The sequence below is a fragment of the Streptomyces sp. NPDC056835 genome, assembly GCF_042789485.1.
Classification (GTDB): Bacteria; Actinomycetota; Actinomycetes; order Streptomycetales; family Streptomycetaceae; genus Streptomyces.
The window spans coordinates 1-26063 of record NZ_JBHUBB010000001.1 but is presented as its reverse complement, the minus strand read 5'-3'; the positions used below and the strand labels follow the sequence as shown (position 1 = coordinate 26063).

Annotated in this window: 23 protein-coding genes and 4 pseudogenes; 16 read left to right on the top strand and 11 right to left on the bottom strand. The window is 69.2% G+C overall.

The annotated features are described in order from the left end of the window. Positions 1-95: 95 nt before the first annotated feature. From ACFRMN_RS00135 to ACFRMN_RS00125, 3 genes and pseudogenes are all read left to right on the top strand, one after another. Positions 96-1355 (top strand): cytochrome P450, encoded by a 1260-nt coding sequence (locus ACFRMN_RS00135; protein ID WP_383010842.1) that lies wholly within the window; start codon positions 96-98, stop codon positions 1353-1355. Between the two features lie 104 nt (positions 1356-1459). Further along, positions 1460-1658: pseudogene (locus ACFRMN_RS00130) on the top strand (ferredoxin). A 30-nt stretch (positions 1659-1688) separates the two neighbouring features. Continuing rightward, a pseudogene (locus ACFRMN_RS00125) lies at positions 1689-2001 on the top strand (hypothetical protein); the annotation flags it as partial. A gap of 158 nt (positions 2002-2159) precedes the next feature. On the opposite strand, the pseudogene ACFRMN_RS00120 reads toward ACFRMN_RS00125, so the two are convergent. Next, positions 2160-2459, bottom strand: a pseudogene (locus tag ACFRMN_RS00120) (class I SAM-dependent methyltransferase); the annotation flags it as partial. Position 2460: 1 nt separating this feature from the next. Next, complete coding sequence (locus ACFRMN_RS00115; RefSeq protein WP_383010839.1) at positions 2461-3372, bottom strand: phosphotransferase family protein; 912 nt, start codon at positions 3370-3372, stop codon at positions 2461-2463. Positions 3373-3537: 165 nt separating this feature from the next. Between ACFRMN_RS00115 and ACFRMN_RS00110 the strand changes: the two genes are divergently transcribed. The 4 genes from ACFRMN_RS00110 (at position 3538) to ACFRMN_RS00095 (ending at position 8372) form a co-directional block, all read left to right on the top strand. Beyond that, on the top strand, positions 3538-4632 hold the full coding sequence (locus ACFRMN_RS00110) for a hypothetical protein (RefSeq protein WP_383012057.1): 1095 nt from the start codon (positions 3538-3540) through the stop codon (positions 4630-4632). A 41-nt stretch (positions 4633-4673) separates the two neighbouring features. Further along, a complete protein-coding gene (locus ACFRMN_RS00105; RefSeq protein ID WP_383010836.1) occupies positions 4674-5546 on the top strand; it encodes a hypothetical protein in 873 nt (290 codons plus the stop codon). A gap of 1 nt (position 5547) precedes the next feature. Next, the gene (locus ACFRMN_RS00100) at positions 5548-6030 is read left to right on the top strand and encodes a hypothetical protein (protein ID WP_383010833.1); all 483 of its coding nucleotides are present in this window, start codon (positions 5548-5550) and stop codon (positions 6028-6030) included. A gap of 278 nt (positions 6031-6308) precedes the next feature. After that, positions 6309-8372 (top strand): Shedu anti-phage system protein SduA domain-containing protein, encoded by a 2064-nt coding sequence (locus ACFRMN_RS00095; protein WP_383010830.1) that lies wholly within the window; start codon positions 6309-6311, stop codon positions 8370-8372. A 39-nt stretch (positions 8373-8411) separates the two neighbouring features. Here ACFRMN_RS00095 and ACFRMN_RS00090 read toward each other — a convergent pair whose 3' ends face one another. From ACFRMN_RS00090 to ACFRMN_RS00080, 3 genes are read right to left on the bottom strand one after another with little or no spacing between them, the layout of a single operon-like run. Further along, complete coding sequence (locus ACFRMN_RS00090; RefSeq protein ID WP_383010827.1) at positions 8412-9308, bottom strand: WbqC family protein; 897 nt, start codon at positions 9306-9308, stop codon at positions 8412-8414. After that, entirely contained in the window at positions 9250-9918 is a 669-nt protein-coding gene (locus ACFRMN_RS00085; protein ID WP_383010824.1) for a YdcF family protein, read from the bottom strand. The genes ACFRMN_RS00090 and ACFRMN_RS00085 overlap by 59 nt, the downstream gene beginning before the upstream one ends. A gap of 15 nt (positions 9919-9933) precedes the next feature. Beyond that, a complete protein-coding gene (locus ACFRMN_RS00080) occupies positions 9934-11037 on the bottom strand; it encodes a hypothetical protein (RefSeq protein WP_383010821.1) in 1104 nt (367 codons plus the stop codon). 154 nt (positions 11038-11191) lie between these two features. On the opposite strand from ACFRMN_RS00080, the gene ACFRMN_RS00075 reads away from it, so the two are divergent. The 7 genes and pseudogenes from ACFRMN_RS00075 to ACFRMN_RS00045 all read left to right on the top strand — a co-directional run bounded on the left by ACFRMN_RS00075 (position 11192) and on the right by ACFRMN_RS00045 (position 15687). Beyond that, the gene (locus ACFRMN_RS00075) at positions 11192-11620 is read left to right on the top strand and encodes a hypothetical protein (protein WP_383010818.1); all 429 of its coding nucleotides are present in this window, start codon (positions 11192-11194) and stop codon (positions 11618-11620) included. 11 nt (positions 11621-11631) lie between these two features. Then, positions 11632-12033 carry an ATP-binding protein gene (locus ACFRMN_RS00070; protein WP_383010815.1) on the top strand — a complete coding sequence of 134 codons (402 nt, stop codon included), beginning with the start codon at positions 11632-11634 and terminating at the stop codon, positions 12031-12033. Beyond that, on the top strand, positions 12030-12500 hold the full coding sequence (locus ACFRMN_RS00065; protein WP_383010812.1) for a hypothetical protein: 471 nt from the start codon (positions 12030-12032) through the stop codon (positions 12498-12500). The genes ACFRMN_RS00070 and ACFRMN_RS00065 overlap by 4 nt, the downstream gene beginning before the upstream one ends. 52 nt (positions 12501-12552) lie before the next feature. Next, entirely contained in the window at positions 12553-13674 is a 1122-nt protein-coding gene (locus tag ACFRMN_RS00060; protein ID WP_383010809.1) for an adenosylhomocysteinase, read from the top strand. Between the two features lie 5 nt (positions 13675-13679). Continuing rightward, positions 13680-14222: an NUDIX hydrolase gene (locus tag ACFRMN_RS00055; protein ID WP_383010806.1), complete on the top strand. Its 543-nt coding sequence runs from the start codon at positions 13680-13682 to the stop codon at positions 14220-14222. A gap of 219 nt (positions 14223-14441) precedes the next feature. After that, positions 14442-15155, top strand: a pseudogene (locus tag ACFRMN_RS00050) (hypothetical protein); the annotation flags it as partial. Between the two features lies 1 nt (position 15156). Beyond that, positions 15157-15687 carry an NUDIX domain-containing protein gene (locus tag ACFRMN_RS00045; protein ID WP_383010803.1) on the top strand — a complete coding sequence of 177 codons (531 nt, stop codon included), beginning with the start codon at positions 15157-15159 and terminating at the stop codon, positions 15685-15687. A gap of 1343 nt (positions 15688-17030) precedes the next feature. Here ACFRMN_RS00045 and glnA read toward each other — a convergent pair. After that, the gene (glnA, locus tag ACFRMN_RS00040; protein ID WP_383010800.1) at positions 17031-18440 is read right to left on the bottom strand and encodes a type I glutamate--ammonia ligase; all 1410 of its coding nucleotides are present in this window, start codon (positions 18438-18440) and stop codon (positions 17031-17033) included. A 253-nt stretch (positions 18441-18693) separates the two neighbouring features. Between glnA and ACFRMN_RS00035 the strand changes: the two genes are divergently transcribed. Then, positions 18694-19161, top strand: coding sequence for an RDD family protein (locus ACFRMN_RS00035; protein ID WP_383010797.1), 468 nt, complete (start codon positions 18694-18696; stop codon positions 19159-19161). 83 nt (positions 19162-19244) lie between these two features. On the opposite strand, the gene ACFRMN_RS00030 is transcribed toward ACFRMN_RS00035, so the two are convergent. The 4 genes from ACFRMN_RS00030 to lipB form a co-directional block, all read right to left on the bottom strand. Continuing rightward, positions 19245-19946: a DUF4191 domain-containing protein gene (locus ACFRMN_RS00030; RefSeq protein WP_383010794.1), complete on the bottom strand. Its 702-nt coding sequence runs from the start codon at positions 19944-19946 to the stop codon at positions 19245-19247. Between the two features lie 9 nt (positions 19947-19955). Continuing rightward, positions 19956-20141 carry a hypothetical protein gene (locus tag ACFRMN_RS00025; RefSeq protein ID WP_383011983.1) on the bottom strand — a complete coding sequence of 62 codons (186 nt, stop codon included), beginning with the start codon at positions 20139-20141 and terminating at the stop codon, positions 19956-19958. Between the two features lie 356 nt (positions 20142-20497). Beyond that, the gene (gene lipA, locus ACFRMN_RS00020) at positions 20498-21463 is read right to left on the bottom strand and encodes a lipoyl synthase (protein WP_383010791.1); all 966 of its coding nucleotides are present in this window, start codon (positions 21461-21463) and stop codon (positions 20498-20500) included. Positions 21464-21637: 174 nt separating this feature from the next. Next, on the bottom strand, positions 21638-22465 hold the full coding sequence (lipB, locus tag ACFRMN_RS00015; protein WP_383010788.1) for a lipoyl(octanoyl) transferase LipB: 828 nt from the start codon (positions 22463-22465) through the stop codon (positions 21638-21640). Positions 22466-22839: 374 nt separating this feature from the next. Here lipB and ACFRMN_RS00010 point away from each other — a divergent pair, with 374 nt between their 5' ends. Then, positions 22840-24291, top strand: a complete 1452-nt coding sequence (locus tag ACFRMN_RS00010) for a regulator (protein ID WP_383010785.1) — start codon at positions 22840-22842, stop codon at positions 24289-24291. Positions 24292-24386: 95 nt separating this feature from the next. On the opposite strand, the gene ACFRMN_RS00005 is transcribed toward ACFRMN_RS00010, so the two are convergent. After that, positions 24387-25709, bottom strand: coding sequence for an NAD(P)/FAD-dependent oxidoreductase (locus ACFRMN_RS00005; RefSeq protein WP_383010782.1), 1323 nt, complete (start codon positions 25707-25709; stop codon positions 24387-24389). Positions 25710-26063 lie beyond the last annotated feature (354 nt).

Genomic DNA, 26063 nt, shown 5'->3' with positions numbered 1-26063 from the left:
CGGTCTCGCGCGGAGCGCCGTCACGGGTGCTAATTTGTCTGCCGCAGACATTTTTCATGTCGTGCATGAATACCCCCACGACCGACGGGAATGCCATGGCTGTTTCCGCTCACCACACCCTCTCCGGCGCCGAGGCTCCGCTCCCGCTGCCGCTGCCACGCGAACAGGAATGCCCCTTCCGGCCGGCGCCCGAGGTCGCCCGGTTCAGGACAGACCTCCCCGTAGCGCGGGTTGTCGGCCCCACGGGCATCGAGGCGTGGCTCGTCACTCGCTACGCCGACGTACGCGACGTACTCGGCGATCCGGAGCGCTTCAGCAACCGTTCGGGACAGGCGGCCCACATCCTCGCCGACATGCCGCCCGACGCGCCCGTGACGGAGGGCGCGTTCTCCCGGATGGACGGGGCCGATCACCTGCGGTTCCGCCGGATCCTGGGGCCCGAACTCTCCATGGTCAAACGCATCGAACGGCTCCGCCCCACGGTGCAGCGGATCGTGGACGAACGGCTGGACGCGCTCGGCGAATCGGCCCCGCCGGTGGACCTCTACCAGCAGTTCGCCGTACCGCTCACCTCCACCGTCATCGCCGAACTGCTGGGAGTTCCCGCCACCGACCACACGCTGTTCCAGAGGGCGGGGGCCGCGCTCTTCACCGCGACCGCCGACCCGGAGGAGAAGGCCGCCGCATTCGATGCGCTCTTCGACTACCTGTACACCCTCGTGCCCCGGCGGCGACGTGAGCCCGGTGGTGACATCCTCAGCAACCTGATCGAACGGGGCGACCGCGGCGACCAGCCGTTCACCGACACCGAGTTGGTCATGACGGCGGCGGGTCTGCTCGTCGCGGGCTTCGACACCACGGCCAGCATGATCAGTTACGGCGTGCTGGCACTCCTGCACCACCCCGACCAGCTCACGGCCCTGCGAAACGACCCCGGGCTGGTGCCGGGCGCGGTGGAGGAACTGGTGCGGTTCCTCGGTGTCGGGGTGGGCATCATGCGGGAGGTCGCCCGCGACACCGAGATCGGCGGACAGCCCGTCGCGGCAGGCGAGTTCGTCATCGCCGCCATCCAGTCCGCCAATCACGACCCGGAGCAGTTCCCGGAGGCCGACCGGCTCGACGTGACCCGCGAGGCCGGCCGGCACATCGGATTCGGCCACGGCCCGCACCAGTGCGCCGGCCAGCAACTGGCCCGGCTCGAACTGAAGACCGTGCTCGAAACACTGCTGCGCCGGATCCCCAGCCTGCGGCTGGCCGTTCCCTTCGAACAGATCGAATTCAAGACCGACACCGTGGTGACCGGGCCCGCCGCGCTCCCGGTCGCCTGGGACGAGGTACTGCCCGCGGCCCACTGAACGGGCTGCGCCCGGTGTCCTGACCGGACTTCGTGGCTCTCAAGAACGACGTGATCGTGTGCGGGGTGCGCAACGCGCCTCGTGACCTGGGAAAAGGTGCTCTGATGCGTATTCACACCGAGACCGAGAAGTGCGTGGCGGCGGGGGTCTGTGTGCTGGCCGCCCCTGAGGTGTTCGACCAGGACGACGACGGCGTGGTCGTCGTACTCGACGAGGTCCCCCCCGTCCGAGCAGCGCGAGGCGGTACTCGACGCGGCAGCCCGCTGCCCCGCGGCCGTGATCCGCCTGGACAAGGACGCGTAAGGGCGCCCCGATCGGAGCGTTCCGTCGAGCGCCCTCATCTTTGCCGCCCTCCACCTGGCCCGCGCCGCCGCCAACTGGCACGCACAGCGTGGCCACCAGCAGCAGGCCGCCGCAGCTGAGCAGGCGCTCCTCCACCTGCGGACCGGCTGCCAGCAGACCAGCGAGCCCGTGCTGGCAGACCTCTCCGGCGCTGATGTGGCGCGTCACCGCCGATCCGAACAGGCGCGTGCAAGCAGCGCGCAGGCGAAGCACCGTCGGCGGCACCTCGTCCAGGTCAGCCGCGCCACAAAAGCCGGCCGCACCAGGGAACGTAAGGCCCGAAGAACGCGGTCGGCACCGCTGATCCCGTCAGATGCCCTCGCCATGAGTCGTGGCGAGGGCATCGATTCTTCTGCCACGGATTCGCGTCAGACTGCTTCGGTTCCGCCCGGAGCAGCGGTCGCACCAGTCCGCACGTCGAGCAGCCGCCCCGCCCACGCCCGGGCCGCGGCCAGGTGTTCAGGTGAGGTTGTTCAGCCGTCCGTAGTGGGAGCGGGCGCGTCGAACCTGGAGGCCAACCAGGTCGACGCCGGTGACGTGAGCCCCGTGGCGGGTGGCGAGGTTGGCGGCGTTGTGGCCGGGGCCGCAACCGAGTTCTAGAAGCCGCTCGCCGCACAGGTCGGGCCCGAGGATCTCGGCGCCGGGACCTTGGCCGGGCCTCGTGGTCCACTCCATCCGGGCGGGTACGGCCAGGGGTTCGGCGAGCTGGGCGGCGGTGCGCTGGAAGGCGTGGGTGTGCCATGGGGAAGCCTGGGCGAGCACGTCAGATCTCCAGGAGGTGGAGGACATCGGTGAGGTGGCGGCGGACGGCCTTGAGGTAGGCGGGGTCGGTGGCCGGGTCGTTGATCCAGCGGATGGACTGCTCCACGAACCACTCGACGGCCCACATGCGGTGCCAGCCCAGGGCCCAGTTCTCGGCGGTGAGCCCGCCGCGCGGGGCGAGGGCGTCGGGGGTGCCGCCGGCGGTGACGTACCGCTCCAGGAAGACGCGCAGGCGCACGGGGTGGGGAGGCTCGATGGTGCCGTGCCAGCTGGCGAGGTCGAGCAGGCCGGGACCAGTGAAGGCGCGGGCGAAGTCGAGCAGCCTCCAGCCGTGCTTACCGATGTGGAGGCTGGTGGGGTGGAACTCGGAGTGCGCCCAGCCGAAGGGCGCCAGCGTCGCTCCGGCCGAGCGGGCGTCGGCGGCCTGGGCGATCCGGTCGAGCGCGTCCTCGATGTCGTCGGCGTCCTGCCACCGGTCGGCCTTGCGCAGCCGTTCGAGATGCTCCAGCGCCCGGGCCGGCAGCATGCGCAACCGCTCCTTGTCGAGGACGGGCAAGGGGGAAGCCGTACGGGTGCCGTGCAGGACCACAGCCGCGGCGACACCGTCCAGGTCATCGGCCTCGCGGACAGATGGCCCGAGGTCCTCCATGAGCATGCCGAGCCAGCCGTCCAGAACGGCGGAGGCGTGGACCTGGGGGACGGGAACGCCGAGGGTGTGGGCCAGGCGGAGGGCCTGGTCCTCGCTGTCGAACGGCCTCTTGGCGTACTTGAAGATGGCCGTGGTGCCGTCGGGGAACGTCACACGCTCGACTCCGGACATGGACCACACGCGCACCTCCTCCCGTACGGCGGTGGACTGGCCGGCCACGGTGAACAGGTTGTCGAGGAGTTCGGCGCTGGGATTCCGGCTCATGGGGGCTCCGGTCGGCTGGAGGCGTCAGGGGCGGGCGAGAGATACCGGCCCGCCCCGGAGCCTGATCGGGAGGTGAGTTACGTGGCAGGGTTCACACGGTGGGCGTAGACCTGCTCGATCCAGCCCGCCTTGAACGCGGCGAGGTCGTCACGGCTGCTCGCGCTCATGGCGCCGGACCACGAACGGGTACGGACGCTCGCCCAGGCGAACCGAATCCCTCGGACCCTGGCCACCTGCGCCCTCAAGTTCGATGCACTGGTCAGATGGCTGAACTGGCTCACGGAACAGGGCGTCACCGCGCTGCACGAGGTGACCGACCAGCTGTGCTCCGCGTTCGTCATGGAGCGAGCCCAGCGCCGGAACAAGGACGGCAAGGTCGTGGGCCGTCAGGAAAGTGTGGCCGCCGCTGCCGCCCAGACGATCGCCGACGTGGTCCGCTACAACGAGTTGTTCACCACTGACCGGTTCGCCGGCGGGCTCCGGCCGTTCAACGGCCAGCTGGGATCACTCGTGGCAGGAAGGAAGCGGCCGGCCAACGGGGAGAACTCGACCCCTGTGGTTTCTCCGGAAGTCCTCCAGCCCTTGCTGGCAGCCTGCCTCTACCTGGTGCAGGCCCTCGGCCCGCATGTGGTCGAGCTCGTCGGCCAGGTCTCCGAGGCTCGCCGAGAGCGCGCCGCTCTGGCGAGACCCGTCTACGACAGCGGAAGGAGGCGAACAACGAAGACGGACGGCACGCCTGGGGCCGCCCAGTGCCCGCTGGACGCTCCGACCCGAGACGCTCTCCTTGCCTCCATCGAGCACCGCATCTCCGAGGGCAGGCCCCCGGACCGGCTGCCTTCCCACCAGATCGCACGGCGACGCAACAACGGCACCTTCGCCTCCACTGACCCATTGCTGCCGGTCAATTTCTCCGCCGTGGCCAGGGACGCCGGCATCGGCAGCTTCCCGCTGCCCTGGGTGCACTTTCTGCGCGAGGACTTGGAGCGGGCCGTGGCCGCGGTCGGCGTCGAGGCGCCGTTCGGCCGTGACGCTGTTCGCGTTCCGAGGGCGGATGGCCAGGGAACCGTCCCCTGGACGGCACCGCTGGGCGAGCTGGACGCGGGCCCTCTGGTCGCGCGCATGCGGTCGGCCTGCCTGCTCTTGACGGCGGCCGTTAGCGGAATGAGAGCCAGCGAGCTCGCTGAACTCCTGATGGGGTGCCGCCGTCCACCACAGGAGTCCTACCGGGACTGCGACGCTTCCGGATCGGCGGCAAACTGATCAAGGGTCAAGGGCTCGGCGGCACTGACGACGAATGGGTGGTGACCGAGGAGGTCTACGAGGCGATCGAACTGGCCGAGCGCCTGCACGACTCCTCCAGCCCGCACCTGTTCACGGTGTCGGGGTTCCCCTCCGCCTACAAGCACTTCCGCAGCTGGGTGAACAGTCCGTCCGGCCAGCGGCTCGGACTCGCGCCGATCTCCGACGGACCGGTGAATCTGCGAATGCTGAGAAGATCGCTCGCCGTCGAACTCGCCTACCGACCTGGTGGCCCTCTCGCCGCGAAGATCCACCTGAAGCATGTGTCGGTGGTCACCACCGAGGGCTACGCGAACCGTCCCGGCGGATCCCAGTCCCGATTCCTCGCAGAGGTCGGTAAGGAGGAGGAGAAGCGGAACCTCGCCATCGTCGCCGAGGAGTGGGAGAACGTTCGCGCAGGGATCAAGCCGTCCGGTTATGGGGCCCGTGACCTGCTGGAGTTCTTCCAGAGTGTGGATGGCAAGCTGGACGACGCGCTCCAGACAGCACCGAATGTGATCATCAACGACCAGCAGGTCCGCAGCATGCTCGCGAAACGCGCCAAGACCCTGCACCTGGGGACCGCGAACTACTGCTGGTTCGCCGACCCCGCCAAGGCACTGTGCCTGAAACTCGCGGGGACTCCGACCGCAGACCGGCCGTTGATGGGCATGTGCGACTCGGCTCGCTGCCCGGAGGCCACCCATCACTCCCGTCATCGCCCGGTCTGGGAGAAGACCGTCGAGCAGAACAAGGTGTTCATCGGGATGCTCGGGCGCGGGCAGAAGGCTGAACGCGCCCGGCTGGAGGCGGAGTTGATCCGTGCGGAGAAGGTCCTCGCGGACATCGACGCCGCCAGCGGGAACCCGACGCCCGCGGCCGGGACGGAGGACTGAGATGGGACGCCTGACAGCAGAGACCCGCGCCCGGAACGAAGCAGCGATCCAGGCGGCGATGGACCGGCTGCTGGCCGGAGCGATCCCGCCAGGTGGCGGGTGCGATCTCAAGACCTTGGCGGCCGAGGCAGGGGTGACTCGCACGGGCTTCTATCCGAAGGGAGAACGGCCCGGCCCCTATCAGCACCTCGCGGAGGAGTTCGAACGGCGGGTGAAGGAGGCCCAGGCAGCCGGGATCGTCACAGACCCCAGGGCATCCCAGATCGAGAGGTTGAAGGCTCAGGTCGCCGAGCTGAAAGAACGGGTCGTCGAACGGGACGCGGATCGCGCCGAGCTCACGGCCTTCAAGAACCTCGCGATCTCCCGGCTGGCCGCCCAGCACCAGGAGATCGAACAGCTACGGGAGCAGGCTGCCGCAGCTGACAACGTGCGGCGTTTGCCCGCCGCCCGCCCCGGCTCAGCTCCCTTCGGATCGTGCAGCTGAGCACAGACATCGGTACGCGATGGTGCACGAGGAAGTCGTATGCGACTGGGGACGTTCGGGTCCCGGCGAGATTTCCGTGAAGCCGGGATGTGCCCCCGTGTGCCGGTAGCACTCCGTTACGGGTAGCGGGACCCGCGGCGGATGTGATGACTTCGTACGGATTATGTCTCCGCACCTGGAGGCGGTGCGGGTGGAGCGAGTGTGGGTGGCAGCGTGTTCGACGAGGTGAAAGTCGCAATTATCCCGCGACCTACTGCCTAACCATCCATCCTGGACGCATGACTTCGGCCGATCCCGCGAGAGCGAAGGAGCCGCCGACCATCACGGCGGTGACACGGCGTGACATCTTCAAGTACCTGCGCGGGATCTCGCGCCCCTGGTGGGGCGAACTGGACGAGGTCACGTTCCTGGAGGGCCTCTACGACCGAACTCCAGTCGGCGACAGTCAGCTTCCGACTGTCCGTGCCGATATCCAGCAGCACCGGTTCAACAACGATGACCTGCCTGACGACTGGATCTTCGAGGACTCCCGCTTGGAGCTCTCCGACGGGCCGGACGAGGTGCTGCTCAGCTTTCTGGAACGGGTGGTCCACCCTGAAGTGGCGGCTGACGTCGAGGAGGCCACAAAACACGTCCAGGAACTGAACCTGCTTCTGGCGCCGGACGGATGGGGTCTGCGTGCGCACGAGTTCCTCTCGGGCCGTCCCCTGTATAAGCCGGTACGAGTTCCGCCTAGTGGCCCGTTGGTCCCGCTGCCGCTGGAGGACGAGGACACGGGCAAGCTCGACCTGGTCCTCGGCCAGGCCTTCAGCCTCCTGGACTGCGCTGGCGAGGAGACCTCACGCGACCTGCTCCGCACCGCGGTCCTGACCCTCCGTCGTGACGGCGGCTTCTTCCATCCCATACCTGGTGACAATTGGACGGATGCCACCTACGAGGCGGTCCTGACGGTGGAGCGCGAGCTTCTGCCCAACTGCACCCCGGAGGCGAAGGAGGTGGTTTGGCAGACGCTGCGGTCCGTGCTCATCCAGCTCGGGCGCATCGACGTCCAGGACCTCGTGGTCGAAGGCGACACCCGTCCGCTGCCCAACATCCCACCGGACTGGCGGACCCAAGCCGCAGAGCCCGCCACCCCCACCGTTCGAGGCATCCGGCTCCCCTTCTCCACCACCGAGTTCGATGTCACCCGCAGGAACTTCACCGACCTAGAGATCCGCGGTTCGCAGGACAGCAACGGGTTCCACTACCTCTACGACACCCGCGCCAGCCGGATGATCACCGACTTCGTCCTCGACGACCGTCCGCAGGTAGCGACCCTGTGCAGCGTCACCATCATCAAGAAGGGCGACACCTTCACGCCGAGGATCAAGCTCTGGAAGAAGGACAAGAAGAAGGCTGGGGAAGTCTCCACCACGCAGACAGTGCCTGAGACCGGGACCACGCGGGCCGTCAAGGCGCTTGTCGACACCGGGGACGTCCACGAGAACTTCTGGAAAGTCATCAACTTCCTCCAGGGCTGCACTGACCTGAGCACACCCGGCAGTTCCCTCCAGCTCGTGGCCGGCGACGAGGCCCAACTGGCACAGCTGCTGACCGGCCAGGACCGGACGACGGTTCTCGGTGCGGTCAGGACAGCCATCGGCGGCGGGCTCACAGAGGAGGACATCCGGCTGATCAGCAACCGCAAGGAACAGCTCCAGAGGTTCGAGCGACTGCTGACCGATCCGGACTACTTCCGGCAGGAGGAGAGCCTGGCAACGACACGCGGGGCGGAGGCGGTCTGGCAGGCGTTCTTCGAGGCGAATCAGTGGATATTCGGCTACGGCCTCAACCTCATCGCCTGCGAATCCATCAACGACGGCAAACTGGAACGCATCACCACCGGCGCCAACATCTTCGGCGGAGCCGGGAAACGCATCGACGCCATCATGCGGTCCAAGGGCCTGATCAGCAGCATGCTCTTCTGCGAGATCAAGACCCACGACACCGAACTGCTCTCCAAGACCCCGTACCGCGCGGGCGTCTACCAGGCATCCAAGGAACTCGGCGGCGGTGTGGCGCAGGTGCAAAAGACGGCCAGCAAGGCCCAACAGCTCATCTCCAGCCAGTTCCTCACCCGGATCTACGAGGAAGACGGCACCCCGACAGGCACCGAACTGTCCACCACCCGCCCGCGACAGGTCGTGGTGATCGGGAGCCTGCGCGAGTTCACCCACAACGGCGCTGTGAACCCGGAGAAGATGAGCTCCTTCGAGCTATACCGGACATCCATCCAGGACGTCGAGGTAATCACGTTCGACGAACTCTACGAGCGGGCCTGCTTCATCGTCGAGGATCACTGAGGCGGACCGCTGCCCAGGGGGCGCTCGCCGATACTGCGACTACCGGTGACGGAGTGTTACCGGCGCACGGGGGCTCATCCCGGCTTCACGGAAGTCTTGCCAGGGCCACGTTCGGTGGTACGCCCCCCTCCATGAGGAGGGGGCGGCTGCCATCTGGAGCCGGCCGCGGTGGGCGGCGAGTGCCCGGAGGCGGCCTGCTACGGCGTTCGGGCCCAGGGTGGCCAAGGCCCACAGGGCACTGAGGCGGCGGCCGGAGGACCAGATGCCGGTGGTGGGCGGCCGGAACGAGGCCACGGCGATGTTCTGAACCGTGAACGGGGCGGGGTCGAGATAGGTCATGCCACCGGTCCCGCACAGATACGCGCGGGCGCCGGTCGCCGCGGAAAGGTCCGCGAGCCGGACGGAGCGGCCCGGCCGGGCCGACAGACGGCTGCTGGTGAGGACCTGGCCCTCCCAGCCCAACAGGTCCAGCAGGACGCGGGTGGAGGTCTCGGCAACCGTCGCGGTCTTGCCGGTGTCGAATGCATCCAGCACCGGATCCAGCGCCTCGGCGAGGGCGCGCCAGTGAGGGCTGGCCCCATAGTGCTGCCGCAGCATCCCCTCGGTCCTGCGGCGGGCCAGGTCCGGGTCGTCGATCACGGCGTCGCGGATGAGGGTGGGCCGTCCGCTCGGCAGGCGGGTGGGGATGGTAAGCCACTGCTGACCGGCGGGGTCGTCGAGGTTCGCAAGGCGGGCTCGGTGCTGGTAGTCGCGGCGGGTGAACTGCACGTCGTCCAGGACGATCCAGTAGTCCGCCGCGAACAGCTTGGCCAGCGTGGTCAGCCGGGGCAGGAAATTCGGCTGGTGGATGGCACACAACCCGCCCGGCTCGGGCAGGTCAGGGGTTGATGAGGCGGCTGGTGAAGCCGTCGCGGATGAGGGACTCGTACGCTGCATGCACGTCCTCCGGGACCTCCTGCTCGATGGCGAATCCGAGCTTTGGATACTCGATGACCCGCTGGAGGTCGCCGACGAGCATGTCCAAGACGAGTTTCTCGTCGCCGATGGACTTCAGATAGTCGTCGAACTCCAGCGGCTCCGACGCGCAGAGGATCTCGACGTCGGGCCACAGCTTGCGGGCGGTCGCGAACGACCGCCTTTCCATATAGGGCTTGGAGACCAGCAGCACCGACGCCGGGGTGATGCCTGCGGCGACGAGGACCTCCCGCGAGAGGGTGATGTTCTGTCCGGTGTTGCCCGCGTTCGGTTCCAGCAGGATCGCCTCGGCAGGGACGCCGAGGTCGATGGCGTGCTCGCGGAAGTGGACGGCCTCCCCGCGCGGGAAGACCTTGGCGGTGGTGGGACTGTTGCCGCCGGTGAACACCAGGGTCGGGAAGAGCCCGGAGCGGTACAGCTCGGCGGAGTGGGCCGCGACGCCGAGGTCGTGGCTGCCCAGCCCGATCGCCACGTCGACGGGCCGCAGCTCGTGCTGCATCTGGTGGTAGTTCCAGATCAGCTTGGCCTGGCGCCACTGGTCCTCGGTGATGCCCTGCTGGTCGTTGCTCACGCGTTTCTCCCTGGTTCATCGTTGCCGGGGGCCGACCGGCCCCTCGCTCATGGCCTTGATGCCCTCGATACTGCGCAGTTGGTGCACAAGTCCGTACTGCGCGGCCACCTTGGCGGCCTGGTCGAGGACGAGGAGTCCATCATCCTGGGTCGCCGCATCGGAGAGCAGGATGTGGCCATGAGCGGTGTCCAGTCGCACGCGTTGCATCGGTGAGTCGGGCGTCCCGCTGCTGCGGGCGATGTCGATGAAGTGCAGGGCCCGGGTAAGGTCGCCGGCGCCGCGGCGGGCGAGGGCGAGTTTCTGGTGGGCCACCGACCAGTCGTCCGGTTCGGTGAGGTCCTCGAAGTCGCGGGTCGCCACCTGCATGACGCGGGTCGCATAGTCGTGCTGGCCGTCCTTGCTCAGCGCGGTCCCCACCCACAGCCTCGCGCGGGCCCGGTCGCGGCGGGAGAGCCGTTCATCGACGGCGAGCGTCTCGTAGTTGCGGGCGGCGATCTCCAGCTTCCCGGACATCTCGGTGACGACCGCGAGGGCCAAGTCGAGCTGGGCGACGCGGCGGGGGATGTCGAGCTGGGTAAAGGCCGCGCGGGCGCCGGCATAGGAGTGCTGGGCGGACAGCGGGCCCAGGACAACGCCCTGGTCGCGCTTGAGATCGCCGAGCAGGGCGGTGGAGCGGGCGAAGAGATACAGGCCCTTCTCGTCCAGCTCGGGGGCCTTGAACCGGCTCAGCCACCGGGTGAGGAGGCTGTCGGCGAAGGCGAAGTTCTGCCGGGACAGGGCGACCACGACGCGGTCGAGGTCGTCGGCCCAGGACTCGTACTCCCAGGCCCGGGGGCCGGAGGCGGTGACGCGGCGTCGGCCGGCGTTCTGCACCGGGCTGGTCATCTCGGACAGGAGCGTTTCGAACCGCAGGTGGACAGCGGCGTCCGCGCGGCCGAGGGCGGTGTCGAGGATGGCCTGGGTGTCGGGTCTGGGCTCGGTGTCAGCGAGCTTGCTCTCCCACTTGGAAACGGTCGCGACGGCCAGGCCGAGCTGCTGGGCGAAGGCCCGCACGCTCAGTCGCAGGGCGAGCCGCAGGGCCCTGGCCTCCAGGCCGGTCCAGTGGTGCACGGTCGCCACGCGTCACTCCCTTCCACCGGTCATCGAAGCAGATCCGTGCAGTCGGCAGGACGGAAGTGGAACGGAAGTAGAACGGCCGGTGATTGGCCGCGAGTTGGCCGGACGCCACGATCAGAGCGTCATCACTTGTCGAGTCTTTTGGACGGTCCTGAGCATGGAACCCCTCACGGAGCATCGCCCGGTCAGCGGCCCGGTCGTTTACGGCTTCCTGCGGCTGGTGCGGGTCTCCCAAGCGCGGCAGGACGCCCTGGTCGCCTCGCTCGCCGAGTACTGCCGCAGCCACGAACTGCAATTGTCCGGCGTCTTCACCGACCGCGACGCGTCCGCCGGGCCCGCCTCAGCGGCGTTCACCGGGCTACTGGACGTGCTCGCGCTGCCGGACGTCTACGGCGTCATCGCCCCGGCCATGTCGCACCTGGGGCCGAAGGCCATAGCCGCTGAACGCGGGCGGCGGATCGAGGCGGTCGGCTCGCGGCTGCTGCTGGTCCGCAAGCCCCGCACGGCCCACCACTCCATCTCCCGCAGCGGTTCCGTCCGCCGCCGTCACCCCGGCACCACCCGCGTCCTGGACGCCGAGTCATGAGGACCACCGTGATGACCAAGACGACCCAGCAGTTCTTCGACGCGCGGCCCGAGTCGGTCGGCCAGGCACGGTCCTTCACCTCTGAGGCCCTGGCCGACTGGGGTCTGCCGGACCGCGCCGAGGACATCCGGCTCTGCGTCTCCGAACTCGCCACCAACGCCCTGGTCCACGGCACTGCCCCCGGACACGGCTTCCTGGTCAAGCTCAACGCCGACGAGGATGTCGTATGCCTGGAAGTGCACGACAGCCGCCGCCAGCACCCGGAAGCCCGACAGGCCGCCGGCACGGACACCTCCGGACGCGGGCTGATCCTGGTGAACGCGCTTGCCGACGGCTGGGGAGTCGAGGACCGCGCTCCGGCCGGGAAGATCGTCTGGTCCTGCTTCAAGGCCACGGGAGGCACGACAGCATGAGCGTCCTGCTCACTCCGCCCGGCCCTGAGCTGCGGCTGCTGGTGTCGCTCGCAGCCTGGACCTGGCCCGGCACCCGCCCGGACGGCCGCGAGATCGCGCACATCCTGATCACCCACACCCCGGCCCTGCCCGGCTCGGGCACCGCTGAGACGACCGAGGCCCGGATGCGGCGGCTGTCCGCCGGCCTGGGCGGCCTGGCCGGGGCCCGGGAGGTCATCCCGGAACTGGAGCGCTGCCTGCAGATCGTCGGCGACCAGGTGCTGGTGCACTTCCCCGGCGCCTCCCGGCGGCTGCGGCTGCCCACCCGTCGGTCCTGGACCGAACAGGTCGCCCGCAGCGGTGAGGCAATCCTCCTACTCGGGCTGGACCCCCTGCCGCAGTCCGCTGGCGCCGCCAAGGTCGACGCCTACCTGGATGCAGCGCTCGCAGCCGACCGGCTGCTGTTCGGACGCGCCCGCACTCGCTGAACCCGCATCTCCTCGCACGACCCCCGGACGGAACGGATGAGAGGGAACTGCCATGGAAACCTTCGAACGCGCCCGGCTGGACGCCTACTTCGCCCGGATCGCCGCCCAGTTCGCCCCGGGTGAGGAGACGGCGTCGTTCCTCATCACGCACCTGCTGGCCGAGCGTCCCGCGTTCGTCCGCGCTGTCGCCGCGATGACCCGGCTCACCGCGGTGCTGCCCAAGCCGAAGTCCGTCCACCCGGCCGCGAAGCGCGAGGTCGAGCAGACGCACATGGTCGACACCCTCACCCGCGAAATGTTCGCCCAGGCCGACTACGCTCTGGACTACTTCGAATCCCGTGCCGCCGACCAGACGGTCACCCTGCTGGACGTCGGCGGCTACTTCGCCCCCAGCCTCGCCGAGGTCCACAGCCGGTTCACCGGCCAGCTCGCCGGGGTGATCGAGGACACCGAGAACGGGCACCGCCGCTACGAGGACCTCGACAAACTGCCCTGCCCCGTCGTCTCCGTCGCCCGCTCCCCGTTGAAGGACCCCGAGGATTTCCTCGTCGGCCAGTCGGTCGTCTTTTCCACCGAGGCCGTCATGCGCGATCGCGGTGACATCCTCCATGGCCGCCCCGCCCTGGTGATCGGCTTCGGCAAGCTCGGCAGCTCGATCGCCCGGCTCCTGCATGCCAAGGGCGTCCAGGTCACCGTCTTCGACATCGACCCCGTCCGCCGCACCCAGGCCCTCTCCCAGGGCTTCGCCGTCGCACGCGACCGCGAAGCCGCCCTGACCGGCGCCGGCCTGGTCCTCTGCGCGACCGGCGCCGTCTCCCTGCACGGCGAGGACTTCTCCCACCTGCGCAACGGCGCCTACGTCGCCACCGTCACCAGCAGCGAGGACGAACTCGACCTCGCCGGACTCCCCGACGTCTACACCCGCACCCAGGTCGGCGACCACGTCACCCGCTACCAGACCACCGGCCACTACTTCTATCTGGCGAACGGCGGCAACGCCGTCAACTTCATCCACGGCGCCAGCGTTGGGCCGTTCATCTTCCTGGTCCAGGCCGAGATCCTCGCCGCGATCAGGATGCTCACCCGCGGCGACCTCGCCCCCGGCATCCATAAGGTCCCCGCACCCGACCGCGAAGCCATCGCGGCGACCTGGCTCTCCTACTTCAACAGGTGATCACCATGACCATCACGGCCAACCACATCCGCACCACTATTGCCACCTACCTCGACGAACACCCCGAGGACAAGCGCGAACTCGGCGTCGTCCTCGGTCTCTTGGACGACGGCGACGATCTCACCAACCGCAAGACTCTGCCCGGCCACGTCACCGCAGGGGCCGTCCTCGTCGGCCCCGACGGCCGCATCCTGCACATTCTCCACAACGTGACCCAGAAGTGGCTTTTGCCCGGCGGTCATCTGGAGCCCTCGGACGAGACGCTCCTGCAGGCCGCCGGCCGCGAACTCGCAGAGGAGACCGGCATCCCGCCCCACGTCGTCACCCCGCACGGTGAGACTCCGCTCCACATCGACATCCACCCCATCGACGCCAACCCCGCCAAGGGTGAGCCCGCCCACCAGCACTTCGACTTCCGCTTCCTCTTCCGCACCACCGCCGACATCGGCGAACTCCAGGCCGAAGAAGTCTCCGACGCTGCCTGGCGAACGGTCGGCACCCTCCACGACGAGAGGTTGGGCCAGCGCGTCGCCCAAGCACTGCGTTGACCCCAAGGCCGGCCGCCCCTGCGCCTGCGACCCCCGACGCGCGCGGGGGCGGCCTCCCAGCCCGCCCAGCGACAGGCCACCAAGAGTGACCTTCGTCACCTGATATGGTGATCATTGCCATGGAAAGCGACACGATGGACCGTGCCAACGGGACACGGGCTGGAGCAACCGCCGCCCCCTAAAGCGACACGACCTGCATGGGACACAGTCTCTGCGGCGACAACAGGCTGGAAACACCACGATCTCGGCCACGAAGGCGCTGCCCAGCGCTACTACCAGGTCGGCTACCAGCTCGCCTGCGAAGCCGACCCCCACGGCCACGCCGCCTGGATGATGCGCGCCCTCGCCCACCAAGCCCTCAGCCTCAAACAGCCCCACCACTGCGTCGACCTCGCCGAAGCCGCCCTCGCCCAAGGCGTCGGCCACATCGACGGCCAGACTGAAGCGCTACTCCACATCACCCACGCCCGCGCTTATGCCGCCATCAACGAGAACCCTCTGGCCGCACGTGCCCTGCTCGCCGCCGAAGACGCGCTCCTACGGGACGACGGCCCCCAGCCCAGTTACTCCCGCGTCAGCGGCCCCGCCGCCGGCACCGTGGCCAGCCATACCGCCCGCACGCTGACCGACCTTGCCGACCACGTCGGCACCGAACAGCAGCACCGCGACGCCCTCACCCGCTGGGACCCCAAGAAGTACAAGCGCGTCCACGCCCTCACCCACGCCGACCTCGGCGACAGCCTCGCCACCCAGGCCCGCGCCGACGAGGCCGTAGCGGCCTGGTCCCAGGCACTGACCCTCATGGAGGGCACGACCTCCGACCGCACCCGCAAGGCGATCACGTCGATCCGCTCCACCGTCGCGGTCTACCAGCGGCGCAAGGTACCCGGCGCCGCCGATCTCGCCCGCCGCGCCCGCGAAGCCCTCGCCTAACATGCCCAACAACCCGCCCGGCGAAGGGAACACCGTGGCCCAGCAGACCAACGACCAGCCGAAGGCCCTCAAGCCCGCCATGGAATCCATGACCCTGCTGGTCGCCGCCGTGATCGTTCACGACAAGGCCACCAACCGCGTCGTCCTCCTCCAGCGCAGCGAGAACGCCAAGTTCGCCCAGGGCATGTGGGACCTCCCCGTCGGCAAGAGCGAGCCCGGCGAACCCATCACCGAGACCGCAGTCCGGGAGCTGTACGAAGAGACCGGCCTCACAGTGAAGCCCGGGTCCCTCAAGGTCGCCCACATCATCCACGGGGCCTGGGGCGTCGAAGCCCCCAACGGCTTCCTCACGGTCGTCTTCGCCGCCCATGAGTGGACCGGCGAACCCGAAAACCGCGAGCCACGCAAGCACGCCCAGGTCTGCTGGGTCGACGCCGACTCGATCCCCGAGAACTTCGTGGACACCACCTCAAGCGCCCTCCACCGGTACCTCACGGGAGGCCCGGAGGTTTCCGTCGACGGCTGGAGGTAGAGGGTTCCATACCCCGTAGGGACTAAAGGGACCGGTATTGAAGCTCCTCTTTCACTTCTATGCGGCCATGTCAGCTCTAGCCACTGTTGTGACCCCCACCGCAGTTCTGGCCGGTTTCGTCTTTGTGGCCCGCCCTGTCAGAAAGCCAGGACGACTGCTCAACCAAATGTCCTTCCTACGGGGCCGCACGGACACCCAGGTACGGACTCTGATCCGCGAAGCCGAAGGCGCGCTGAACGGGCTGGGAGTCCAACATCCAAAGCAGTGGGGCGAGGCCGAGCTGAAGGTCTGGGGCCTGGCCGAGCGAGGGCGTCGGGTAGTTTCCGTCTCCCTCCTTCTCCTGTGTCTCAGTTGACGCAGTGCGTGGCCATGTCCCAGCAGTTGGGGAGCGCATTCGAGGTCAGCCTTCGTGATCGTCCCCAGGTAAGGGTGCTCGCCGAGCACATCGTGCACCTGATCGATGCCCTTGGGCGTCAGGAGCCCTTGAGCATGGTCCCTTCGGCAGAATCTGCGCCTGCAGAGTCCGTGCCCGTAGAGGGGCCACTGCCGTGGCGTATGGTCATGGCTCACCTCCTGGCTTTCCTCACCGGAGTCGGGCTGATCGCGGGATTCAAGGCCCTTGGGCTCGGCGCCGAGTACCTGCTTCTCCTCGCTCCGCTGATGTACCTCGTGGTACAGATCCCCTACTTGGCGACAGGCAGAATCCCCACCGCCTTGCGGCACCTTCCCCGCCTTGCAGCGCCCATGTCCGAGCCCGCTTCGGAGAGCGAAGTCCGCACATCCGATTCCGACGCTTCAGCCGAGGTTCCACGCTCGCTCGTGCCGGTGCCTCAGAGGCACGACTGAGCCAGCAGATCGCATCCCCCAAGAAGCCCGCTCCGGATCAACCACCTCTTGAGCTCGTACTCGGCCGCCGAGATCAGCCGTTTGATGGCCGCACCATTCTCAAGGAGCGTTCCCTCCTGATGACCGACCGCACCGCCCGCGTCAAGGACACCGACGAGACCGCGACGGGCAGGTCCTCCGCGTCACCGAATACCCCGACTTCGACCTGCGGCACCCATCCCCGCAGGTCACTGACCCTGCCCGTTACCAGGAGACCAAGAAGGCAGGCCGAACAGGTTCTTTGTCTTGACGGCGCTTACAAACCAGTGGGGCCGCCACTCCGGACGGAGTGCGGCCCCACTGCTGTGCTGACGGGAGGTCAGGTTTTGGCTGGACGGGTGCACACGCGGTGCACAAGGCGATGGAAAACAAGCGGGAACAGAGAGAACTGCCGAGAAGTGATTCCGCAGGTCATAGCTGGTTTCCAGACTTCCGCCCAGGGCGCCCGGCCCCGCCTCTTAGATGTCGAAGTACAGCTCGAACTCGTGCGGGTGCGGGCGCAGTTGGATCGGGGCGATTTCCTTCGTGCGCTTGTAGTCGATCCACGTCTCGATCAGGTCCGAGGTGAAGACACCGCCGACCTGGAGGTACTCGTTGTCCGCCTCCAGCGCGTCCAGGACGGCCGGGAGGGACGTCGGGACCTGGGGGACGCCCGCGTGCTCCTCGGGGGCGAGCTCGTAGAGGTCCTTGTCGATCGGCTCGGCCGGCTCGATCTTGTTCTTGATGCCGTCCAGGCCCGCGAGGAGGAGGGCCGAGAAGGCCAGGTACGGGTTCGAGGACGGGTCCGGGGCGCGGAATTCGACGCGCTTGGCCTTCGGGTTCGAGCCCGTGATCGGGATGCGCATGGCCGCCGAGCGGTTGCGCTGCGAGTAGACCAGGTTGACCGGGGCCTCGAAGCCGGGGACCAGGCGGTGGTACGAGTTCACCGTCGGGTTGGTGAAGGCCAGCAGCGACGGGGCGTGCTTGAGGATGCCGCCGATGTAGTAGCGGGCGGTGTCCGAGAGGCCCGCGTAGCCCTGCTCGTCGTAGAAGAGCGGGGTGCCGCCCTGCCACAGGGACTGGTGTACGTGCATGCCGGAGCCGTTGTCGCCGAAGATCGGCTTGGGCATGAACGTCGCGGTCTTGCCGTTGCGCCAGGCGACGTTCTTCACGATGTACTTGAAGAGCATCAGGTCGTCGGCCGCGGCGAGCAGCGTGTTGAACTTGTAGTTGATCTCCGCCTGGCCGGCCGTGCCGACCTCGTGGTGCTGGCGCTCGACCTGGAGGCCGGACGCCTCCAGCTCCAGGGAGATCTCGGCACGCAGGTCGGCGAAGTGGTCGACCGGCGGGGCCGGGAAGTAGCCGCCCTTGTAGCGGACCTTGTAACCGCGGTTGTCCTCAAGCGCACCGGTGTTCCAGGCGCCGGCCTCGGAGTCGATGTGGTAGAAGCCCTCGTTCGCGGTGGTGTTGAAACGCACGCTGTCGAAGACGTAGAACTCGGCCTCGGGGCCGAAGTACGCGGTGTCCGCGACGCCGGTGGAGGCGAGGTACGCCTCGGCCTTCTTGGCGATGTTGCGCGGGTCGCGGCTGTACTGCTCGCCCGTGATCGGGTCGTGGATGAAGAAGTTGAGGTTCAGCGTCTTGTCACGACGGAAGGGGTCCACCCGGGCCGTCGACAGGTCCGCGCGCAGCGCCATGTCCGACTCGTGGATGGCCTGGAAGCCACGGATCGACGAGCCGTCGAAGGCCAGCTCCTCAGCCGGGTCGAACGCCTTCGCCGGGATCGTGAAGTGCTGCATCACGCCAGGAAGGTCGCAGAAGCGGACGTCGACGAACTTGACGTCCTCGTCCGCGATGAACTTCTTGGCCTCGTCGGCGTTCTGGAACATCCAGCTCCTCCTCCTCCCGACCCGGGGAGGGGCGGGGGTTATCGGTCGTGCGGCCAGTGCGGTGGCACACGCTGGACCCGACCATAGGTTTCCGGGATTTCTCCAGCATGACCCATTTGTTTCGCCGAAGTTAACCAGCCCGGGTGCGCGCCGGGGCGTACGACGCCTCCGCCGGCGCCCGCGCACCCCCCGTTCCCGGCCCGGGGCCACCCCCGTTCCGAGGGCCGAAAACGGGTCGCAGTACCGTGGACAGGTGGACAACAGGCGAGTAATCGGATCGTGGCTCTCCGGCCCGCGCGCGGCGGCCGAGGACATGGGCGTCGACTTCGGCTACCGGGGCGAGCGGCTCGGTCTGCCGGAGCACGGACCGGGCTCCGTCGCCCCGCTCGGCCGGCGTTTCGGCGCCCTCCTCGTCGACTGGGCGCTGTGCATGCTGATCGCATACGGGCTGCTCGCAGGGGGTGACTGGCAGGCATCGGGCAACTGGGCCCTCGGCGTCCTTCTCGTACTCAGCGTGCTCACCCTCGGTACGGTCGGCTTCACACCCGGCAAGCGCCTCTTCGGCCTGCGGGTCATCACCGAGAGCGGCGAGCGGATCGGTTTCGGCCGCGCGTTCGTACGCGGCGTGCTGCTCTGCCTGGCCATCCCCGCGCTGATCTGGGACCGCGACGCCCGCGGGCTCCACGACCGCCTCGCCCGCGCCGTACAGGTGCGGATCTAGAGTCCGGTCCGGCCAATGAGCACATAGAAGAGGGTGGTCCGGAACTCGCGTTCCGGACCACCCTCTGAACGTGTACGCGGCGATCAGCGCGGCTTTCCGCCGCCCTTCGGCATCCGCATCCCCTTCGGCATCGGCCCCTTGGGCAACGGCATATTGCTCATCAGGTCGCCCATCGCCCGCAGCCGGTCGTTGGCCGCCGTCACCTGCGGGCCGGCCAGCACCCGGGGCAGCTTCAGCATCGTCGTACGGACCTTCTTCAGCGGCACCTGGCCCTCGCCGTCACCGACGATGATGTCGTGCACCGGCACGTCCACCACGATGCGTGCCATCCGCTTCTTCTCGGCCGCCAGCAGCCCCTTCACCCGGTTCGGGTTGCCCTCGCCCACCAGCACGATGCCCGCCTTGCCGACGGCCCGGTGGACGACGTCCTGGCTGCGGTTCATCGCCACCGCCGGCGTGGTGGTCCAGCCGCGTCCGACGTTCTCCAGGACGGCCGCCGCCGCTCCCGGCTGGCCCTCCATCTGTCCGAAGGCGGCCCGTTCGGCGCGGCGGCCGAAGATGATCGCCATCGCGAGGAACGCCAGGATGAAGCCCAGGATGCCCAGATAGATGGGGTGGTTGATCAAGAAGCCGACCGCGAGGAAGACACCGAAGGTGACGATTCCCACACCCGCGACGACAAGACCGACCTTCGAGTCGGCCCGCCGGGTCATCTTGTAGGTAAGGGCGATCTGCTTCAGTCGCCCGGGGTTCGCAGCAGTGTCTGCGTTTTCCTTCCTCGCCATGCCAGAAGTTTACGTGGCGTGGGAAGTGGCCTCCGACACCGCCTCCAGTACATGCTCCGCCTCGACCCGGTCCCTGGCCCTGCGGCGGTCCTCCAGCACGGCCGTCCAGGCGTTACGGCGGGCCGTGCGCTGGCCGCCGCTCAGGAGCAGGTACTCCACGGCGCGCAGCGCGGTGGAGACCGAGGGCAGCACCATGCCGGTGCGGGGGGTGGCTGCCGCCACCACTTCGGTGACGGGTCGTACCGGCGCGACCGGCATGGCGGCGGTCCCTTCAGGAGCGGTGAAGGCGAACGTGAACGTAGAGGCGAAAGCGCGGACACCTGTACGCGGAACGTGTATTCAGGGTCACTCACTGGTGTTACCAGTGCGTGACCGACCGGTCAAACGCGAATGAAACCCTGACGCGGCCCCCGGGCCGCCCCCGCACACGCGGAAGCGGCCCGTACACCCCCATGACCTGCGGGGAAGTACGGGCCGCCGGACGACTCGTCGCTACTGCCGGGTAGTCGCTTGTGCTCGGATTCACACAGCCTGGCCGAGGCCCGAATCCCTTACAGGGCCTGGGCGCTGACCGCCGCGCCGCGCCGCTCCATCGCCTGCTGGTACAGCCGGCCCGCGCGATACGACGACCGCACCAGCGGTCCCGACATCACACCCGAGAAGCCGATCTCCTCGGCCTCGTCCTTCAGCTCGACGAACTCGTGCGGCTTCACCCAGCGTTCGACCGGATGGTGTCGTACGGACGGCCGCAGATACTGCGTGATCGTGATCAGCTCGCAGCCCGCCTCGTGCAGCTGCCGCAGCGCCTCGCTGACCTCGGCGCGCTCCTCGCCCATCCCCAGGATCAGATTGGACTTGGTGATCAGACCCGCCTCACGGGCACGCGTGATCACTTCGAGGGAGCGCTCGTACCGGAATCCGGGCCGGATCCGCTTGAAGATCCGCGGCACCGTCTCGACATTGTGCGCCAGCACCTCGGGCCGGGAGGAGAAGACCTCGGCCAGCTGCTCCGGTACGGCGTTGAAGTCCGGGACGAGCAGCTCGACCTTGGTGGCGCCGCTCTCGCGCCCCGCCGTCTGCGCGTGGATCTGGCGCACGGTCTCCGCGTACAGCCAGGCGCCGCCGTCCTCCAGGTCGTCGCGCGCGACGCCGGTGATCGTGGCGTAGTTCAGGTCCATCGTGACGACGGACTCACCCACGCGGCGCGGCTCGTCGCGGTCCAGCGCGTCCGGCTTGCCCGTGTCGATCTGACAGAAGTCACAACGCCGGGTGCACTGGTCACCGCCGATGAGGAAGGTCGCCTCGCGGTCCTCCCAGCACTCGAAGATGTTCGGACAGCCCGCCTCCTGGCAGACCGTGTGCAGCCCCTCGCTCTTCACGAGGTTCTGCAGCTGCTTGTACTCGGGACCCATTTTCGCCCGGGTCTTGATCCACTCGGGCTTGCGCTCGATGGGGGTCTGGCTGTTCCGGACCTCCAGGCGCAGCATCTTGCGTCCGTCGGGTGCGACAGCGGACACGTCCGGCACCTCTCTCTGCTGGCGCGGCATTCGATTCTTCGGCGAACACCAGGTTACGCCCGATATTTGCGTGGCATTACGTGTGGCCAACCCATGGCCAGAGGGACACATTCCCCGGTCGGCCCAGGAGCCGGCCCAACCCCCAGGCTGTGCGCGCCCCAGGCCGCGCACGCCCTAAGCGTTCGCGCGTTCGTTCGCGCGTTCGCTCTCCCGTACGCTCTCCCGCTCGCGCGGCTTCGGCTCCGCGTGCTCCAGTACGTCCCGCAGCTGCCTCTCCACCACCGGGACGACCTCCTCCACCGTGATCTCCCGGCCCAGCTCGTACGCCAGCGAGGTGACGCCCGCGTCCCGTATGCCGCACGGCACGATCCGGTCGAACCAGGTGTTGTCCGGATTCACATTGAACGAGAAGCCGTGCATGGTCACGCCCTTGGCCACCCGGATACCGATCGCCGCGAGCTTGCGGTCCTCCCGGCGCTGGCCCGCGTTGGACGGTGCGTACTCCGGACCGTTCAGCCGCGGGTCGAACTCCTCGTCCGCCACCCGTGGATCGAAGTCCAGCGAGAGCCTGCCCACGGCCGGCCGCTCCGCCACCGGATCCCCGAGCACCCACACCCCGCTGCGGCCCTCCACCCGGGAGGTCTCCAGACCGAACTCGGCGGCCGCACGGATCAGGGCCTCTTCGAGCCGGCGGACGTGCGCCACGACATCCACCGGGCGCGGCAGCTTCAGGATCGGGTAGCCCACCAGCTGGCCGGGGCCGTGCCAGGTGATCTTCCCGCCGCGGTCGACATCGACGACGGGGGTGCCGTCCAGGGGGCGTTCACTGTCCGCCGTACGCCGTCCGGCCGTATAGACCGGCGGATGCTCAAGCAGCAGACAGGTGTCGGGGATCTCGTCCGCGAAGCGGGCCGCGTGTACCCGGCGCTGCTCCTGCCATGCCTCCTGGTACTCGACGGATTCCGCGCCGAACCCCAGGCGGATGTACCGCAGCTCACTCACGGCAGTGCCTCCTTCAGAACCTTCACCGTGCACATATCGCGCCTTCGCCACTGTACGGCGGGCCCTCGGCGGCGAGCCGGGCAGGTGCTTCCGGGCACCTCCCGCCGGGTCCCCGGCCGGACGCCATGGGGCCTCCTCCGGGCCCCGGCCGGGCCCCCGCCGGCCCCTGCCGGGCCTCCTCCGGACCTCCGCCAGGTCGCCCACCCGGCCCCTGCCGCACCGCCGCCGCCCGCTTGTCAGGCAACGCCATCGATCCTCACACGAACGGATGAATATGGGGCGAAGCTGCCGGTGAAACGGGTCACTGCTACTAAATTCGCGCCGTTCCATGAGGGCTGCTCCCCGGGCCCGGAAGGCAGGAGACCGTACAGCTGATGTCGGAACGACCTCCGCAGCGCATCCCCAACCGCCAGCTCGCCGCGCTCATCTCAGAAGCCGGTTTCTCCCACGCAGGTCTCGCCCGCCGGGTGGATCAGCTCGGTCTTGAGCACGGCCTCGATCTGCGGTACGACAAGACGTCGGTGACGCGCTGGCTGCGCGGACAGCAACCACGCGGCACCACCCCCGCACTGATCGCCGAGGTCTTCACCCGCCGTCTCGGCCGCCGGCTCTCCGCCCAGGATCTCGGCCTGGACGCCTGCGCCCCCGTCTACGCGGGCCTCGAATTCGCCTCCACCCCCGAGGAAGCCGTCGACATCGTCGGCGGACTCTGGCGCAAGGACTCCGGCAGCCACAGCGAACTGCGCAAGATCGCGTTCACCCCGGCCGGGCTGGTCGTCCCCAGCCGTGACTGGCTGATCGGACGCCCCGACGAGCGGGTGGCCCACCCGGCCGCCGTCCCGCAGAACGGCTCCCGCGTGCCCACCCAGGGACGAGCCGCGTCCCAGGCCGTCCCCCGGCAGCGCACCGAACGCGCCGCCGGCCAGCGGGTCACCGCCGGGGACATCGAGGCCCTGCGCTCGGTCGGTGACCTCTTCCGCACCCTCGACCACGCCTATGGCGGCGGCCACGCCCGGCAGGCGCTCGTCCGCTATCTGGAGCACGAGGCCGAGCCGATGCTGCGCGGTCTGTACGGGGAGACCACCGGGCGCAGACTCTTCGCCGCCGCGGCCGATCTGACCCGGCTCGCGGGCTGGACCTCGTACGACATCGCCGCGCACGGCCTCGCCCAGCGTTACTTCGTCCAGGCCCTGCGGCTCGCCCAGGCGGCGGGCGACCGGGCGTACGGTTCGTACGTCCTGACCACCATGAGCCGCCAGGCGGTCTATCTCGGCCACGGCCGGGAAGCCGTCCAGCTGGCCCGTGTCGCCCAGCAGGGCATCGGCGCGTCCGCACCCCCGGTCGTCCAGGCGCTGCTGCACTCCGCCGAGGCCCGGGGGCACGGCGTCCTCGGTGAGGTGCGGGCCTGTACGGCCTCGCTCGTACGGGCGGAACGCGCGCTGGAGACGGCGCGCCCCGGCGACGACGTACCGCACTGGGCCCGCTTCTTCGACGAGGCGCAGCTCGCCGACGAGTTCGGGCACTGCCACCGCGACCTCCAGCAGTACCGCGCCGCCGTGCAGCACGCCGAGCGCTCACTCCAGCTGCGCTCCCCGGCGTTCGCGCGCAGCCGTCTCTTCTGCCGTGTCGTGCTCGCCTGCGGCCGTCTGGGCCTCGGCGAGCTGGACCAGGCATGTCTGCTGGGTGCGGAGGCGGCGCGGCAGGCCACCGAGATGCGGTCGGCGCGGGCGGTGGAGTACGTACGGGACTTCGAACGACGGCTGGAGCCGTACCGCGACGCGGCGGCCGTACGGAACTACCGCGACCGGGTCGCGGCGCTCGGCTGAACAGGGCCGCGCCTCACCGGAGTTGAGCCGGTCCCGTCCGAGGTGAGTCGGCGCCCGGACGGGACCGGAGCCTTCGCGGGTGCGCGTGGGCCGGACTACGCCACCGCCGTCAGCCGCGCCGGTCCGTACGCGGGGCGTACGCCCAGATCGCGCAGGATCGCGTGGGCGGCGCGGCGGCCCGAGAACAGCGCGCCCTGGACCGTGTTCGTATCGCGGTGATCGCCGCACACGTACAGCCCCGACAACAGCCTTACCGGACGGCGCAGATCGTGCGGCGGGGGCATCGCGGGCACCGCCTCCGGGTCGTGACGGACGGCCAGCAGCTCCCAGTCGTCGGTCGGCGTCCCGTAGAGCCGCGCGAGCTGCGCGCGGACCGTGCGGTCGAGAACCGCGGCCGGAGGAGGGGGCCCGAGTACCGTCGACGAGATCAGTGCGCGGCCCTCAGGCGCGCGCGAGGGGTCCACCGCGCTCATCACGGCCGTATGCGCCACCGGTCCGCTCCGGTCGGCGTCCAGCAGCAGCGCCGGATCGGTCAACGGGGCCGTAGGCGCGGTGTGGTGCAGCACCGTCACCGCGTGGAAGTCCGGCACCCGCAACCCCGGCAGCAGCTCGGCCGCGGCCCGCGCGCCGGTCGCCACCACGAGCGAGCGGCAGCTGATCTCGCCGTGCTCCTTGGTGGAGACGCCGGATATCGACGCGTCTGTCACACACACGTCCGTACGGACCGTGCCCTCCGGCAGCGCCCGCGCCAGCAACTCGGGCAGTACGGAGGCGCCGCCGGCGGTGACACACAGCCTGCCCCGGGCGAACGCGCGCAGCGCGAGATCCGCGCACCGGCTCGACGTCGTCAGCTCCGGGTCGCAGAGCAGCGCGGACAGCAGCGGGCGGACAAAGCCGTTGACCGTACGTACGGGCAGACCGCGGACCGACAGGGCCTCCAGCGCGGTGCGTTCGGGGCGGGCCAGCAGCCGGGAGGTCGGCGTCGCCGCGAGGCGGCCCAGGACCGCGCCCAGCCGGGCCTGGTCGACCGCGCCGCCGAGCGGTGGACGGGGGGCGCTCGCCAGGGCGCGTGCCACTGTCAGTGCGCTCCGCGCGCTCCCTACGGCCCCGGTCCGGTAGTTCCGTCCGTCGCTGTGCACGACCACACCCGGCGAGAACATCCGCAGGGCGGCGCCCTCCAGACCCGGTGTGCGCAGCAACTCCGGATACGAGGTGGTGAGCAGCCGCCCGCCGCGGTCGAGCCGGAAGCCGTCGACCCGGTCGGTGGCCATGCGACCGCCCACGTGGGGGGCGGCCTCCAGGACGCTGACTCTCACCCCGGCGCTGGTCAGATGATGAGCCGCGGCCAGACCCGCGAGGCCGGCTCCGATGATGACGACGTCTGCGTGGTGCGCGGTGCTGAGTGCGGTGCTGAGCACGTGCCCCTCCCCGAGGTCGGCGCGGCTGGGTGGGGGCTGATTCCCGCATCAGGCCCCCGGAACGCCCGAGTTGGGGTTGAGACTAGGGAGGGAGGGGGTGGGGGGCGGACGCGCGCGGCGGGGGTCACGGGTGCATGGGGGGCGCTGCGCGTGCCGCCGGGGGTGCGCCTGCCGGCGGGGGCTGGGGTTGCGGTGCGGGTTGCGGTTTCGCGGTTGGCTGCCGGGGTGCGCCTCCGGCGGGGTTGCGGGTGCGTTGTCGTCGGCCGGGTGCCGGGGCCTGCGGAGGTGCGTGTCCGGACTGCTTTCCTCACCCCCCGGAGCGCCGGGTGAGACCCGTTTAATACGGGGACCCCC

What these genes read in the sequence shown, in the direction of transcription:
- ACFRMN_RS00135 (WP_383010842.1), top strand. Translation starts at nt 96, where the DNA reads ATGGCTGTTTCCGCTCACCACACCCTCTCCGGCGCCGAGGCTCCGCTC.
- ACFRMN_RS00115 (WP_383010839.1), bottom strand. Translation starts at nt 3,372, where the DNA reads ATGAGCCGGAATCCCAGCGCCGAACTCCTCGACAACCTGTTCACCGTG.
- ACFRMN_RS00110 (WP_383012057.1), top strand. Translation starts at nt 3,538, where the DNA reads ATGGCGCCGGACCACGAACGGGTACGGACGCTCGCCCAGGCGAACCGA.
- ACFRMN_RS00100 (WP_383010833.1), top strand. Translation starts at nt 5,548, where the DNA reads ATGGGACGCCTGACAGCAGAGACCCGCGCCCGGAACGAAGCAGCGATC.
- ACFRMN_RS00095 (WP_383010830.1), top strand. Translation starts at nt 6,309, where the DNA reads ATGACTTCGGCCGATCCCGCGAGAGCGAAGGAGCCGCCGACCATCACG.
- ACFRMN_RS00090 (WP_383010827.1), bottom strand. Translation starts at nt 9,308, where the DNA reads ATGCAGCGTACGAGTCCCTCATCCGCGACGGCTTCACCAGCCGCCTCA.
- ACFRMN_RS00075 (WP_383010818.1), top strand. Translation starts at nt 11,192, where the DNA reads ATGGAACCCCTCACGGAGCATCGCCCGGTCAGCGGCCCGGTCGTTTAC.
- ACFRMN_RS00070 (WP_383010815.1), top strand. Translation starts at nt 11,632, where the DNA reads ATGACCAAGACGACCCAGCAGTTCTTCGACGCGCGGCCCGAGTCGGTC.
- ACFRMN_RS00065 (WP_383010812.1), top strand. Translation starts at nt 12,030, where the DNA reads ATGAGCGTCCTGCTCACTCCGCCCGGCCCTGAGCTGCGGCTGCTGGTG.
- ACFRMN_RS00060 (WP_383010809.1), top strand. Translation starts at nt 12,553, where the DNA reads ATGGAAACCTTCGAACGCGCCCGGCTGGACGCCTACTTCGCCCGGATC.
- ACFRMN_RS00055 (WP_383010806.1), top strand. Translation starts at nt 13,680, where the DNA reads ATGACCATCACGGCCAACCACATCCGCACCACTATTGCCACCTACCTC.
- ACFRMN_RS00045 (WP_383010803.1), top strand. Translation starts at nt 15,157, where the DNA reads ATGCCCAACAACCCGCCCGGCGAAGGGAACACCGTGGCCCAGCAGACC.
- glnA (WP_383010800.1), bottom strand. Translation starts at nt 18,440, where the DNA reads ATGTTCCAGAACGCCGACGAGGCCAAGAAGTTCATCGCGGACGAGGAC.
- ACFRMN_RS00030 (WP_383010794.1), bottom strand. Translation starts at nt 19,946, where the DNA reads ATGGCGAGGAAGGAAAACGCAGACACTGCTGCGAACCCCGGGCGACTG.
- ACFRMN_RS00025 (WP_383011983.1), bottom strand. Translation starts at nt 20,141, where the DNA reads ATGGTGCTGCCCTCGGTCTCCACCGCGCTGCGCGCCGTGGAGTACCTG.
- ACFRMN_RS00010 (WP_383010785.1), top strand. Translation starts at nt 22,840, where the DNA reads ATGTCGGAACGACCTCCGCAGCGCATCCCCAACCGCCAGCTCGCCGCG.